Annotated in this window: 14 protein-coding genes; 5 read left to right on the forward strand and 9 right to left on the reverse strand. The window is 71.4% G+C overall.

The features are described 5' to 3' along the window. Nucleotides 1–210 precede the first annotated feature (210 nt). On the reverse strand, nucleotides 211–2388 hold the full coding sequence (recG, locus tag OHB04_RS12295) for an ATP-dependent DNA helicase RecG (protein WP_442815089.1): 2178 nt from the start codon (nucleotides 2386–2388) through the stop codon (nucleotides 211–213). 279 nt (nucleotides 2389–2667) lie between these two features. Beyond that, complete coding sequence (locus OHB04_RS12300) at nucleotides 2668–4419, reverse strand: DAK2 domain-containing protein (RefSeq protein WP_326807450.1); 1752 nt, start codon at nucleotides 4417–4419, stop codon at nucleotides 2668–2670. A gap of 257 nt (nucleotides 4420–4676) precedes the next feature. On the opposite strand from OHB04_RS12300, the gene rpmB reads away from it, so the two are divergent. Further along, complete coding sequence (gene rpmB / locus OHB04_RS12305) at nucleotides 4677–4862, forward strand: 50S ribosomal protein L28 (RefSeq protein WP_016470082.1); 186 nt, start codon at nucleotides 4677–4679, stop codon at nucleotides 4860–4862. A gap of 137 nt (nucleotides 4863–4999) precedes the next feature. Here rpmB and thiD read toward each other — a convergent pair whose 3' ends face one another. Next, nucleotides 5000–5809 carry a bifunctional hydroxymethylpyrimidine kinase/phosphomethylpyrimidine kinase gene (gene thiD / locus OHB04_RS12310; protein ID WP_326807451.1) on the reverse strand — a complete coding sequence of 270 codons (810 nt, stop codon included), beginning with the start codon at nucleotides 5807–5809 and terminating at the stop codon, nucleotides 5000–5002. A gap of 14 nt (nucleotides 5810–5823) precedes the next feature. Next, a complete protein-coding gene (locus OHB04_RS12315; protein ID WP_326687721.1) occupies nucleotides 5824–6873 on the reverse strand; it encodes a thiamine-phosphate kinase in 1050 nt (349 codons plus the stop codon). A gap of 189 nt (nucleotides 6874–7062) precedes the next feature. Between OHB04_RS12315 and OHB04_RS12320 the strand changes: the two genes are divergently transcribed. Both OHB04_RS12320 and OHB04_RS12325 read left to right on the forward strand, forming a co-directional pair. Continuing rightward, nucleotides 7063–7296, forward strand: a complete 234-nt coding sequence (locus OHB04_RS12320; RefSeq protein WP_326687722.1) for an Lrp/AsnC family transcriptional regulator — start codon at nucleotides 7063–7065, stop codon at nucleotides 7294–7296. Nucleotides 7297–7369: 73 nt separating this feature from the next. Continuing rightward, on the forward strand, nucleotides 7370–7831 hold the full coding sequence (locus OHB04_RS12325) for a DUF3515 domain-containing protein (RefSeq protein WP_326687723.1): 462 nt from the start codon (nucleotides 7370–7372) through the stop codon (nucleotides 7829–7831). Nucleotides 7832–7989: 158 nt separating this feature from the next. On the opposite strand, the gene OHB04_RS12330 is transcribed toward OHB04_RS12325, so the two are convergent. The 3 genes from OHB04_RS12330 to OHB04_RS12340 all read right to left on the reverse strand — a co-directional run bounded on the left by OHB04_RS12330 (nucleotide 7990) and on the right by OHB04_RS12340 (nucleotide 11191). Continuing rightward, nucleotides 7990–9126 (reverse strand): D-alanine--D-alanine ligase family protein, encoded by a 1137-nt coding sequence (locus OHB04_RS12330; protein ID WP_326687724.1) that lies wholly within the window; start codon nucleotides 9124–9126, stop codon nucleotides 7990–7992. Nucleotides 9127–9329: 203 nt separating this feature from the next. Beyond that, entirely contained in the window at nucleotides 9330–10355 is a 1026-nt protein-coding gene (locus OHB04_RS12335) for an NAD(P)H-dependent glycerol-3-phosphate dehydrogenase (protein WP_326687725.1), read from the reverse strand. Beyond that, nucleotides 10352–11191: a lysophospholipid acyltransferase family protein gene (locus OHB04_RS12340; RefSeq protein ID WP_326687726.1), complete on the reverse strand. Its 840-nt coding sequence runs from the start codon at nucleotides 11189–11191 to the stop codon at nucleotides 10352–10354. The genes OHB04_RS12335 and OHB04_RS12340 overlap by 4 nt, the downstream gene beginning before the upstream one ends. Nucleotides 11192–11414: 223 nt before the next feature. Between OHB04_RS12340 and cofC the strand changes: the two genes are divergently transcribed. Both cofC and OHB04_RS12350 read left to right on the forward strand, forming a co-directional pair. Further along, a complete protein-coding gene (cofC, locus tag OHB04_RS12345; protein ID WP_326687727.1) occupies nucleotides 11415–12077 on the forward strand; it encodes a 2-phospho-L-lactate guanylyltransferase in 663 nt (220 codons plus the stop codon). Nucleotides 12078–12095: 18 nt separating this feature from the next. Further along, nucleotides 12096–12299 (forward strand): hypothetical protein, encoded by a 204-nt coding sequence (locus tag OHB04_RS12350; RefSeq protein WP_326687728.1) that lies wholly within the window; start codon nucleotides 12096–12098, stop codon nucleotides 12297–12299. 152 nt (nucleotides 12300–12451) lie between these two features. Here the strand turns inward: OHB04_RS12350 and OHB04_RS12355 are convergent, their stop codons facing one another. Together OHB04_RS12355 and OHB04_RS12360 are read right to left on the reverse strand one after the other, a co-directional pair. Continuing rightward, complete coding sequence (locus OHB04_RS12355; RefSeq protein WP_326687729.1) at nucleotides 12452–13108, reverse strand: HU family DNA-binding protein; 657 nt, start codon at nucleotides 13106–13108, stop codon at nucleotides 12452–12454. 125 nt (nucleotides 13109–13233) lie between these two features. Next, nucleotides 13234–13488 carry a hypothetical protein gene (locus OHB04_RS12360; protein ID WP_326687730.1) on the reverse strand — a complete coding sequence of 85 codons (255 nt, stop codon included), beginning with the start codon at nucleotides 13486–13488 and terminating at the stop codon, nucleotides 13234–13236. Nucleotides 13489–13630 lie beyond the last annotated feature (142 nt).

Genomic DNA, 13630 nt, shown 5'->3' on the forward strand with positions numbered 1-13630 from the left:
GCGGCGCTGCCGATACTCGCTGCGTCCGTCTCGGACAGCCACCCCTGGAAAGAGGATCCCACGGCCTCGGCCCGCCCGCTCAACGACCACTGCCGTCTTCTGCGTTCCCTCCACGAAGACCGGACGCTCATGCCGCCGAACGCCCGGGACGCGACCGCTCGCCTTGGCTCGTCGGATGAAGGACGAGCGAAGAGCGAGCGAAGGACGAGTTCAGCCCTTGTCGAGGAATTCCTCCCGCTCCTCGTCCAGCAGCGCGTCCAGGGCCGTGCGCAGCTCCGGATGCTCCGTCAGTTCGGGGTCGGCGGCGACCAGTGCGCTCGCCTCGTCCCGCGCCTCGGCGATGACGTCCTCGTCCTCGATGACCGTGAGCATCCGGAGCGAGGAGCGCACTCCGGACTGGGCCTGGCCGAGCACGTCGCCCTCGCGGCGCTGCTCCAGGTCGATGCGGGACAGCTCGAAGCCGTCCAGCGTCGCGGCCACCGCCTCCAGTCGGGAGCGCGCCGGGCTCGCCTCGGGCATCTCCGTCACCAGCAGGCACAGGCCGGGCGCCGAGCCGCGGCCGACACGTCCGCGCAGTTGGTGGAGCTGGGATACGCCGAAGCGGTCGGCGTCCATGATGACCATGCCGGTGGCGTTGGGAACGTTGACGCCGACCTCGATGACCGTCGTCGCCACGAGCACGTCCACCTCGCCCGCGGCGAAGCGGCGCATCACCTCGTCCTTGGCGTCGGGATGCATCCGGCCGTGCAGCGCCTCGACCTTCAGTCCGCCGAGCGGCCCGGCCGTGAGCTGCTGGGCGATGTCGAGGACCGCCAGCGGCGGACGCTTCTCCTCCGCGTCGGCCCCGGTGTCCTCGTCCGCCTCCTCCGGGTCACGGGAGGGCTTCTTCTTCGCGCTCTTCGCGGGCTGCTCCTCCTCGTCGCCGATGCGCGGGCAGACGACGTACGCCTGGTGCCCCGCCTCGGCCTCCTCCCGTACGCGCTCCCAGGTGCGTGCCAGGAAGTGCGGCTTGTCCTTCGCGGGCACCACATGGGTGGAGATCGGGGACCGGCCGGCCGGGAGCTGGTCGAGCACCGAGGTCTCCAGATCACCGAAGACGGTCATGGCGACGGTCCGGGGGATCGGGGTCGCGGTCATCACCAGCAGGTGGGGCGGCTGCTCGCCTTTGGAGCGCAGCGCGTCGCGCTGTTCGACGCCGAAGCGGTGCTGTTCGTCGACGACGACGAGGCCCAGGTCGTGGAACTTCACCTTGTCCTCGATCAGGGCGTGGGTGCCCACGACGATCCCGGCCTCGCCCGTCACCAGGTCCAGCAGGGCCTGACGGCGCTGGGCGGTGCTCATCGAGCCGGTGAGCAGCACGACCTTGGTGCCCTGTTCGGCGCCGCCCAGCATCCCGCCCTCGGCGAGCTCGCCCATCATCTCCGTGATGGAGCGGTGGTGCTGCTGGGCCAGGACCTCGGTGGGCGCGAGCATCGCGGCCTGGCCGCCCGCGTCGACCGTGGCCAGCATGGCGCGCAGCGCCACCAGCGTCTTGCCGGAGCCGACCTCGCCCTGGAGGAGACGGTGCATGGGGTGTTCGGTGGCCAGGTCGGCGAAGATCTCGCGGCTGACTTCGCGCTGGCCGTCGGTGAGGGTGAAGGGCAGCCGCTCGTCGAAGGCGTCCAGCATCCCGCCGGGCACGGGGACGCGGGGAACGGCGGGCAGTTCCGTCTCCTTGGCGCGGCGCCGGGCCAGCGCGACCTGGAGGACGAACGCCTCGTCCCACTTGAGGCGGGCGCGCGCCTGGGCGATGTCGGCCTTGGTGCGCGGCCGGTGGATCTTTTCGAACGCCTCGGGGAGCGGGATGAGGTCGCGCTCCTCGCGCAGCGCGGCGGGCAGCGGGTCGGCGAGGCCGCGCCATCCGGTGGCCTGGAGCGCGCTCAGGATCATGGCGGCGGACTGCTCGATGTTCCAGGACGAGAGCTGCTTGCACGCCGGATACAGCGGCAGCAGCTCGTTGGCGAACTTCTCGACCGTGTCCTCGCCGCTCTCCTCGTCCAGCAGCTTGTAGTCCGGGTGGGACAGCTGGAGCTTGCGGTTGAAGACGCCGACCTTGCCCGCGAACATGCCCCGCCTGCCGGGCAGCAGTTCGCGCTGGTGGTAGTGCACGGAGCGGCCGAAGAAGACGATCTGGAGGCGTCCGCTGCCGTCGGTCAGGGTGACCTCCAGCCGCTGGCCCTTGCCCCGGTTGAACTTGTGCACGCGCGCGTCGGCGATCCGCGCGACGACGGTGACGTGTTCGTCCAGTGGCAGCTCGGCCAGCCGCGTCAGCTCACCGCGCTCGGCGTACCTGCGCGGGTAGTGATGCAGGAGGTCGCCGACCGTGCGCAGGTCGAGGTGCTCGGACATCACCTTGGCGGTGTTGCCGCCGAGCAGCGCCTTCAGCGGCTCCTGGAGAGGTTCGGTACGCGTGATTTCTGGCGAGGGCACGGCACCATCCTGCCGGACACGTATGACACCGGTGCCGCGATGGAGCGCCGACCCTCCGGAACTCCCGGCATCCGGTGCCCGCGTCCGGCACGCGGCATCCGGTGCCGGCCTTCGGCGGCGGGCATCCGGTGCCCCGGAGCGCGCTGTCCACCCTGCTGGTCCCAGCAGCCGCCCTGCTTGTCCTGCTCGGCGTTCGCCCTATTCGACGCCGACGAGCAGCGGTGAGGTCTGCTGCTGTCCCTCGTAGACGACCGTGTCGACAGCCAGATGCGAGCCGCGCACATACGCCTCCAGCCCGGCGGCCAGCCCTCGCGGCGCGTCCTCCCCCAGGACGAGCGTGACCAGTTCCCCGCCGGCGGCGAGCATCCGGACGAGCACATCCATGGCGACCTGTCCGACGTCGGCGCCGATCACGGCGACATCGCCCTCCACCAGCCCGAGCACGTCCCCGGCCTGGCAGATGCCCGCCGTCGTCCACGACTCGCGCGCCGCGACGGTCACTTCGCCGTAGCGGGTGGCTCCGGCGGCCGAGGTCATGGCGACCACGTCCTCGTCGAACCGGCACCCCGGCGCGTGCACGGCCAGCGCCGCCAGGCCCTGGACGGCGGCCCGGGTGGGGATGACGGTGGCGCGCACGCCCCGGGCGCGCGCGGCGTCCGCCGCGCGCGCGGCGGCAGCGTGGAACTCGGTGCCGTTGGGCAGCAGGACGGCCTCGGCGGCACCCGTGGCCTGTACGGCGGCGAGCAGCGCGTCGTCCCGGGCGGCGTCGGCGGCGGGGACCACGGCGGCGCCCGCCTCCCGGCACAGCCCGGCCAGCCCCTCCCCCGGCACCACGGCCACAACGGCCCGCGCGCCCGAGGACTCCGGCGTCTCCCACGCGGCCTCGCCGCCCTCCTCCGTTCCGTGCTCCGGCAAGGAGGGCAGGTGCGCGATGCGGACCCGGTACGGGCGCCCTGCGGCGAGGCCCGCCTCCACCGCGGCACCGGCGTCCGCGACGTGGACGTGGACGCTCCACAGCCCGTCGCCGCCGCCGATCACCAGGGAGTCGCCGAGCGCGTCGAGGCGTTCACGGAGTGCGTCGACGGCCTTGATGTCCTCGGCCTCGATGAGATACATCACTTCGAATTCGGGCGCGGCTTCGGCGGGCGCCGCTTCGTTTGCGGGCGTCGCTTCGGCGGGCGCCGCTTCGTTTGCGGGCGCCGCCTCACACGCGGGCGCCGAGGCCGTGGGCACGTCGGCCGGGTGTACGGGGGCGGGGACGGCACAGCTCCTCCCCGCCTCGGTCTGTGCCCGCTGCGGCGTCACGCCCGTGTCCCGGGGGGCTCCCGCGCTCGGGGGCAGCGCGGCGATGAGCGCCGCCAGCAGGGTCGTCAGGCCGAGCGCGCCCGCGTCCACGACCCCTGCGCGCGAGAGGGAGGGGAGTTGCGCGGGGGTGGCGGCCAGCGCCTCGCGGGCCGCTGACGCCGGGTCGCCCTCCGCCTCCGCCGCTTCGGCCGCTGCCGCCGCCACCGTGAGCATCGTCCCCTCGACGGGGCGGGCGACGGCGGCGTACGCGGCCTCCGCGCCCCGGCGCAGCGCACATGGCAGGGCGCGCTCCTGCGCGGACTCCTCCGCCAGGCCCTGTGCCATCCCGCGCAGATACTCGGCGAGGATCGTCCCGGAGTTGCCCCGCGCCTCCAGCAGTGCCGCACGTGCCATGACGCGCAGCACCCCGGCGCCTCCGTCCCCCGGACCCGCTTCGCCCTCACGCTCCTCGCCGCGCGCCCCGGCGGTGGCCTCGGCCGCAGCGCGGGCAGCGGCTTCGAAGGTGAGACAGAGGTTCGTGCCGGTGTCGCCGTCCGCGACGGGGAAGACGTTGATCGCGTCCATCCGGGAGCGCTCCGCGCGGAGCGCCTCCCTGCCCAGGGCGCACCATCTGCGTACCGCGGCGGTGTCGAGCGGTTGCAGCACGTGCGTGACCTCCTCCGAGCCGGCGGCGATGCGGGAAGGCTAGTCCGGAAGGGGAGGGAATCCCAGGTCGGGGGCGGGGTGACGGGGCCTGGTTTCGCTGTTCGAGACCGGCCGTTGTATGCTGCTCCGGTTGCCTGATCCGGATGTCCCTCCCGAGGGTCCGGAGGGTGACGATCCCTCCTGGCAGTGCCGGTCATCTCTTGATCCTGCGTCGCCGGGATTCACCGTACGTGTATCTGAAGTCTTTGGAGTGACCCGTGGCTGCGAACTGCGACGTCTGCGGCAAGGGGCCGGAGTTCGGCAACAACATCTCCCACTCGCACCGCCGCACCCGCCGTCGCTGGAACCCGAACATCCAGCGTGTGCGTGCCGTGGTCGGCGGGACGCCGAAGCGCCTCAACGCCTGCACCTCGTGCATCAAGGCCGGCAAGGTCTCGCGCTGACGTCATTGACGTATCGCAGCGCGGCCACCTCGCCGACCGCCGGACAGAAAACCGGCCCGCTCTCCGCGGGCCGGTTTTTTCATGGTCTCCCTCAGCCATGACCGCTTTCCCATGACCGCCTCAGCCGTGGCCGCACCTCAGCGCAGCCGCCACCCGTGATCCACGGGCCCCAGCCCCGAACCCAGCGGGAATCCGGCGGCGATGGCTCCGGTGGTGTACTCCTTGGCCGCCCGCGCGGCCTCCGGCACCGGCAGGCCCTTGGCCAGGTATGACGCCAGGGCGCTGGCCAGCGTGCAGCCGGTGCCGTGGGTGTGGCGGTTGTCGTGGCGCGGGGCGCGCAGCCAGTGCTCCTCTGTGCCGTCCGTGAGGAGGTCGACGGCCTCCCCCGGCAGGTGTCCGCCCTTGATCAGCGCCCAGCGCGGCCCGTACGAGAGCACCGCGTCCGCCGCCCCGCGCAGGCCCTCCTCGTCCCGCACGTGGACGCCGGTGAGCTGGGCGACCTCGTCCAGGTTGGGGGTGGCGACGGTGGCGACGGGCAGCAGCTTGGTGCGCACCGCGTCCACAGCCTCGGCCGCGAGCAGCGCGTCCCCGTGCTTGGAGACCCCGACGGGGTCGACGACCACGGGTGCCGGAGTCGCGGAGAGCAGTTCAGCGACCGTCTCGACGAGTTCGGACGAGGCGAGCATCCCGGTCTTGACGGCCTGCACCCCGATGTCGTCCACGACGCTGCGGTACTGCGCGCGGACCGCCTCGGCGGGCAGTTCCCAATAACCCTGGACGCCCAGGGAGTTCTGCGCTGTCACGGCGGCGATCACGCTCATGCCGTGGGTGCCCAGGGCCAGCATCGTCTTGAGGTCGGCCTGGATGCCGGCGCCGCCGCCGGAGTCGGATCCGGCGACGGTCAGCACGAGAGGCGGCCTGCCGGGGCGGGGATTCGGTGCGTCCATGGCCCCGACGGTACTCAGCCTTCCGGGTCGTCGGAGAAGTGGTCCCAGCCGCTCGCCTTGTCCCAGGTGACGCCGTCGACGGTGACCTGCGGCAGAGCGGAGGGCGCGAGCACCTCGCCGATGACGCGCCAGCGCGCGGGGAGCTTCTGGTCGGCGGGGAAGGTGGCCACGATCGCGTGGTCCTCTCCCCCGGTGAGCACCCACTGGAGCGGGTCGACACCGACGGCCTGCCCGATGTCGGACATCTGCGCGGGCACGTCGAGGTCGGCGGAGCGGATGTTGATGCGCACCTTGCTGGCCTCGGCGATGTGGCCGAGGTCGGCCACGAGCCCGTCGCTGACGTCGGTCATCGCCGTGGCGCCGAGCCCGGCCGCCGCGGGGCCCGCGTGGTACGGGGGCTCGGGGCGGCGGTGTGCCTCGACGAAGGCGCGGGGCGAGCGGAAGCCGCGCGAGAGCACCGCGTGCCCGGCGGCCGACCAGCCGAGCCAGCCGGTGACCGCGACCAGGTCCCCGGCGCCCGCGCCGGCACGGGTGACCGGTTCCTTGTTGCGCAGGTCGCCGAGCGCGGTGATGGAGACGGCGATGCTGTCGCCGCGCACCACGTCGCCGCCGACCACGGCCGCCGCGGCGACCTGGGCCTCGTCGCGGATGCCGTCCATCAGCTCGCTGGGCCAGTTCGCGGGGAGTTCGGCGGGCACGATGAGGCCGAGCAGCAGCGCGGTGGGCACGGCGCCCATGGCGGCGATGTCGGCGAGGTTCTGCGCCGCGGCCTTGCGGCCCACGTCGTACGCCGTTGACCAGTCGCGGCGGAAATGGCGTCCTTCGAGGAGGATGTCGGTGCTGGCGACCACCCGCCGGTCCGGAGCCGCGACCACGGCCGCGTCGTCCCCGGGGCCCACGCGCACCGCGGGAGTGGTGGTGAGCCGGGAGGTCAGCTCCCGGATCAGGCCGAACTCCCCCAGCTCCCCCACGGTGCCCTTCCCCCGCCCCTGGGCGTGCCCCTGAGGGACCTCCGCGCCCGAGGATGACGGCTCGGACGCGGTGCCGTCCTTCAGATCCCGCATTGCTCTGCCCCTTCGTTCACTTCGGTCACTTCGCTGTCACGCGCCACTCGCCGTGCACGGTCCGCCGGCCGTCGCTCCCCGTCTTCCGCCGGGCTCGCCGCTCTGCGGGACTCCCGGCGGACAAGGGGACGCGGTACGGTGGCGTCTCTTCTCGCCCCGCATGATCCTCGTAGCCCCCTGGGAGGTTCCGTGGTACAGGCGTACGTCTTGATCCAGACGGAGGTCGGCAAGGCTTCGACCGTTGCCGAGATCGTCTCCAAGATCCCCGGCGTGATCCAGGCCGAGGATGTAACGGGTCCATACGATGTGATCGTGCGGGCCCAGGCGGACACCATGGACGACCTCGGTCGCATGGTGGTCGCCAAAGTCCAGCAGGTGGATGGCATCACCCGCACTCTGACCTGCCCCATCGTCCATCTCTAGCCCCCCGTATGCTCGCCCGGTGAGCACTCGACGCCGGGCTTCCACTCGTACCGTTCCTGCTGTTCCCGCTGCCGTGACCGCTCTTGTGGCGCTGACGACGGCGGCCTGCTCGTTCACCGGCGACAGCGCGGGCCCCGCAGCTCCCAGCCCTTCGGGCAGGGCGGCGAAAGCGTGCCGTGCACTCCACGACGCACTGCCGAAGCGGGTGGACGGGCAGCGGTCCGGCACCACGGAGCCCGAGTCCGACTACACCGCCGTATGGGGCGATCCGGCCGTCGAACTGCGCTGTGGGGTCGCCGAGCCCGCCAAGCTCACTCCCGGCAACGAAGAGTACAACCCCACGTCCGACGCGGTGGAGGTCAACGGGGTTCCATGGCTGAGCGAGCAGCGCAAGGGCGGCTATCGCTTCACCACCACCGACAAGGTCGCGTACGTGGAGGTGACCGTCCCCGACGACTACGCGCCCGAGGTCAACCCGCTGACCGACCTCAGCGAAGCGGTCAAGCGGACGGTACCGAAGAAGAAAGAGGGCTGACCCGGGCCCGTGCCCCGGCCTCATGAGCCGTCCCCCGGCGGCCCGCTCCGTACGGCGCCGCCCTCGGACGGTCGCCTGGGTCGTGTCTTCAAAGTCCCGTCTGCCCGGCGGTGCCTGGCACGCCCTCCGGGCGGACGACGCTACTTTGAAGACACTCCCTAGCGCAGCCCCGTCGACCGGTTCAGCGCCGCCTGGATGAGGCGGTCGACCAGTTCGGGGTAGCTGAGGCCGCTCTCCTGCCACATGCGCGGGTACATGGAGATGGGGGTGAAGCCCGGCATCGTGTTGATCTCGTTGATGACGAACTCGCCGTTCTCGCACAGGAAGAAATCGGCCCGCACCAGCCCCTCGCAGGAGGCCGCCTCGAAGGCGAGCAGGGCAAGCTCGCGCACCCGCGCGGTCTCCGCCTCGGTGAGCGGGGCCGGGACGATGCCGGAGGCCGAGTCGATGTACTTGGCCTCGAAGTCGTAGAAGTCGTGCTCGCCGACCGGCGGGATCTCGGCGGGCACGCTCGCGCGCGGCCCGTCCTCGAACTCCAGCACCCCGCACTCGATCTCCCGCCCGCGCAGCAGCGATTCGACGACGATCTTCGGGTCGTGCCGCCGGGCCTGCTCGACCGCCTCGTCGATCGCGCACAGGTCGTCGACCTTGGAGATGCCCATGGAGGACCCGGCTCGCGCGGGCTTCAAGAAGACCGGCCAGCCGTGCTCGCCCGCGAAGTCCACGATCTTCTTGCGGGCCGCTGAGGGGTCCACCTCCCACTCTCGGGGGCGGATGGTGATGTAGGGGCCGATGGGCAGCCCGAAGGAGGTGAAGATCCGCTTCATGTACTCCTTGTCCATGCCGACGGCCGAGGCCAGCACGCCCGCGCCGACATAGGGGACCCCGGACATCTCCAGCAGCCCCTGGAGCGTGCCGTCCTCGCCGTAGGGGCCGTGCAGCACGGGGAAGACGACGTCGACCTCGCCCAGCGCCTTGGGCACCTGGCCCGGCTCGGTGTGGACGACCTCCCGGCTGTCCGGCGAGAGGGGGAGCAGCACCCCGCCGGTGTCGGACTCGGACAGGTCCTCCACGCTGGGCAGCCTGCGGTCCTCGATCGCCATCCGCGCCGGATCGTCGGCAGCCAGCGCCCAGCGTCCGTCCGCCGTGATCCCGATCGGCAGCACCTCGTACTTGTCGCGGTCGATGGCGCCGAGCACGGAACCTGCCGTGAGGACGGAGATCGCGTGCTCCGAGTTGCGTCCGCCGAAGACGACGGCGACCCGAGGCTTCTGGGAGGGGCTGTGGCTGCTCATAACGCTGGGACTTTACCGCTTTGTCCCAACACTGCCCGGCGGACGCTCCGGGCAGGTCCGTTCGGGGTTCGGGTCCGTTCCGCGCTCAGGTCCGTTCGGGTTTCAGGCCGGTTCGGAACTTGGGTCCGGCCGGGATTCAGGCCGTTCGGGACTCGGGGCCGTCCGGGTCTCAGGACCCGTCGGAACTCCGGGCCGTCCGGGTCTCAGGCCCGTTCGGGCTTGGCGCTGCGCGACATGAGTTCCTTCAGCGCGACGTGCGGCGGCTTGCCATCGTGGACGATGCCGACGACGGTCTCGGTGATGGGCATCTCCACCCCGTGCCTGCGGGCCAGGTCCAGCACGGACTCGCAGGACTTGACGCCCTCGGCCGTCTGCTTCGTGACCGCGATCGTCTCCTGAAGCGTCATGCCGCGGCCCAGGTTGGTGCCGAAGGTGTGGTTGCGCGACAGCGGCGAGGAGCAGGTGGCGACCAGGTCGCCCATCCCCGCCAGCCCCGCGAAGGTGTGGGCCTCGGCGCCCATGGCGAGGCCGAGCCGGGTGGTCTCGGCCAGGCCCCGGGTGATCAGCGACGCTTTGGAGTTGTCGCCCAGGCCCATGCCGTCGGCGATGCCAACGGCGAGCGCGATGACGTTCTTGACGGCGCCGCCCAGCTCGCAGCCGACCACGTCGGTGCTGGTGTAGGGCCGGAAGTACGGGGTGTGGCAGGCGCTCTGGAGGGCACGCGCCGCCTCCTCGTCCGCGCAGGCGGCGACGGCGGCGGCCGGCTGCCGGGCGGCGATCTCGCGGGCGAGGTTGGGCCCTGTCAGCACGGCGACCTTCCCGGCCGCCCGGCGCGCGCCGTCGTCGCCGGGGATCCGGGCGACCTCCTCGATGACCTCGCTCATGCGCTTGGCCGTGCCGAGTTCGACACCCTTCATCAGCGAGACCAGCACGGTGCCCGGGTGCAGGAGGGGCGCCCATTCCTCCAGGTTGCCGCGCAGCGTCTGGGAGGGGACGGACAAGACGGTGAACTCCGCGTCCCGGGCGGCCTCGGCAGGATCCGTGGTGGCGCGTACGGCCTCGGGGAGTTCGGTGCCGGGGTGGTAGGCGGGGTTGCGGCGCGTGCTGTTGACCGCCTCGACGATTTCGGCCCGGCGCCCCCACAAGGTCACCTCACAGCCGGCGTCGGCGAGCACCATCGCGAAGGCGGTGCCCCAGGAGCCGGTGCCGAATACGGCGGCTTTCCTCACGCGTTCTTCTCTCCCTCCGCCGCCTCGGCCCCGGCCGGCGCCTGGTCGGGCTGCGTGTGCTGGTGCTGTCGCTGCTTGTGCTGCGTGGTGCGCTGCTCGCGTCTGCGTACTGCCGCCTTGCGCGGGTCGTAGCGCTCGGCGGGAGCGGGCTCCCCGCGGATGCCGGCGAGCTGTTCGGTGACGGCGTCCATCATGACGTCGGTGACCTGGCGGAGCACGTCGGCGGTCGGCTCACAGTCGTAGAAGGCCGACAGGTCGATGGCGGGGCCCGCCTGCACGGTGAGGGTCTTGCGGGGGAAGAGCCGCAGCTTCTTCTCCTTGGCGTAGGGCGGCATCGCGAGGTTGGCGCCCCACTGGGCGACGGGGATGACCGGTGCCCTGGTCAGCAGCGCGACGCGGGCCGCACCCGTCTTGCCGGGCATGGGCCACATCGCGGGGTCGCGGGTGAGGGTGCCTTCGGGGTAGAAGGCCACGCACTCGCCCTTCTCGATGGCCTCGACGGCGGCGCGGAAGGCGCCCACGGCGTCGGCGGACTCGCGGTAGACGGGGATCTGGCCGGTGCCGCGCATGGCAGCGCCGACGAAGCCGCCCCTGAACAGCCCCACCTTGGCCAGGAAGCGGGGCACCCGGCCGGTGTTGTACTGGTAATGCGCGTAGGAGAGCGGGTCGAGATACGAGTTGTGATTGACGACGGTGATAAAGCCGCCGTCCTGTGGAATATGCTCCATTCCGCGCCAGTCCCGCTTGAAGAGCAGCACGAGCGGCGGCTTCACCATTACCGCAGCGAAGCGGTACCAGAAGCCGACCTTCCTGGGTTTCTGGTCACTCCCCGGCATTGCTCGCCCCCTTTTGGTCTGCTTTCCCGGCCGGCGGGCCGGTGGTTGCTCCCGGAGCAGACGCAACATGGCGGGACACCCGGACACCATCTCCTCTGGGGGCGAATCGACAACCGCACAAGTGTCGCTGCGTAGTGCTCCCGTGTCGAGCACACTGTCTGTCCCCCGCTGTCGTGCACACCGTAACCCCACCGCCTCCGCACCGCGTGGGGAGCAGGCGAGAATGGGGCCGATGCAGCCACATGTGACGCCCGTGGCATGGACCCTCGTGGTGCCGCTGAAGCCTCTGGAACGGGCCAAGAGCAGGCTCGCCGGCGCGGCGGCCGGCACCCCCCTGCCCGGCCTCGCGCTGGCGTTCGCGCAGGACACGGTCCGTGCGGCCCTCGCGAGTCCGGCGGTGCGCCGTGTGGTGGTTGTCACGGACGACGCGCTGGCCGCCGGCGAGCTGACGGCGCTGGGGGCGCGGGCTGTGCCCGACGCACCCGGCGCCGGGCTCAACGCGGCGCTCACGCACGGTGCACGCGTCGCACGCTCCGGTGACCCCTCGGCCGCCGTCGCGGCGCTGAACGCGGACCTTCCCGCGCTGCGCCCGGACGAATTGGAGCGAGTTCTGAATAGGGCCGCTCGCTTTCCCCGCGCTTTTCTCCCAGATGCGGCGGAAATCGGTACGACGTTCCTCTCGGCCCTCCCACCGGTCCCGCTCTCCCCTGCTTTCGGCGGTCCTTCACGGGCCAGGCACCGGGCCTCGGGAGCCGTGGAGCTGGACATTTCCGAGGTGCCGGGCATGCGGCAGGACGTGGATACGCCGGACGATCTGCGTACAGCTCTCGCGCTGGGCGTGGGCGCCTTCACTTCGGCGCTTCTGGCCGGACCCGTGCCGGGCTGAGGCCGTTAGGCTGCGGGTATGCAGGCCACGGCATACACCTACGACCAAGCGTCCCGCTCCGGCAGTGTCCTGCTGGATGACGGAACCCCGCTCCCCTTCGACGCCGCCGCCTTCGACGCGGGCGGCCTGCGGCTGCTGCGGCCCGGCCAGCGGGTGCGCATCGAGACCGACGGCGAGGGCGACTCCCGCCGGGTCACTTTCGTGACGCTCCAGACGATGTGACGGCGGCGTGACCGGAGCGACGGGGCCCTGAACGGCCGCGGGCCGGGCTCCCCCGAGGGAGCCCGGCCCGGCGCTGCCGCGTGCGGCATGTGTGCCGCGTTCTCGCGGGCCGCCCGGTGGGGGCGGCCTTCTTCTTCTCGGCCCTGTCGGCCTTATCGCCTGCGTGAGGCGGCCTTCTTGGCGGTGGTCTTGCGCGCCGCGGTCTTGCGCGCCGGAGCCTTCTTGGCGGTGGTCTTGCGCGCGGGGGCCTTCTTGGCGGTGGTCTTCTTGGCCGCGGCGGTCTTGGCACCGGTGGTCTTCTTGGCGGTGCTCTTCTTGGCCGCCGCCGACTTCTTCGCGGTCGTGGCCTTCTTGGCGGTGGTCTTCTTCGCCGCCGCGGTCTTCTTGGCCGGGGTGGCCTTCTTGGCGGTGGTCTTCTTGGCCGTCGCCTTCTTCGCCGACGCCTTCTTGGCCGTGGCCTTCTTGGTGGCGGTGCCACCGGAGAGGCTGCCCTTGGGGGCCTTCTTGACGGCCACATCGTTCTTCGGGAGCTTCTTGGTCCCGCTCACCAGGTCCTTGAAGCCCGCGCCCGCGCGGAAGCGCGGAACGGAGGTCTTCTTGACCCGCACCCGCTCGCCCGTCTGCGGGTTGCGGGCGTAACGGGCCGGGCGGTCGACCTTCTCGAAAGAGCCGAAACCGGTGACCGAAACACGCTCACCGGACACGACCGCACGGACGATGGCGTCCAGAACGACGTCTACCGCGTCTGCGGCCTGCTGACGTCCGCCGAGCTGGTCTTGGATTGCTTCAACGAGCTGCGCCTTGTTCACGTCTTCCCCTTCGGAGACATTGCTGGAACGAATGTGTTCAAGCTTTTTCGCACGTTAGGCAGATATATACCGCAAATCAAACACGAAACGGGCGAATCACCCTTGTGCCGCAACGAACTCGACCTTCAAGGAGTTCCGTCAACGGGCACGTCCCCGTGCCCCGCAGGGAATCGTCCCTCGTCGATGTCGGTCATCAGGCGCTCCAGACGCCGTTCCGCATCGGCGAGATCGTGCTTCGAAGCCGCGGTGATGACGAGCAGCTTCCGGGTCAGCGTGACCCGTGCGCTCTCCGGGACTTGCGAGGCGCGAACCCGGGTATGCGCTTCCTTGAGCCGGGCGGCGAGTCGGTCGTAGAGCTCCAGTTGACCGTCGCGTTCCATGCGGTGATTGTGCCATCTGGGATGAGTTGTCGCTTCCAGCGGGTCTTCATATGGCCGTCGAGTGGCAGGAGCGGCACCAACACCGCTGGCCGCGACCGTAGTTGGCGCTCCTGCGCGTCGCCTGCGAGCGGGTCGCGAGCGG

The organism is Streptomyces sp. NBC_01775 (assembly GCF_035917675.1).
Lineage (GTDB): Bacteria > Actinomycetota > Actinomycetes > Streptomycetales > Streptomycetaceae > Streptomyces.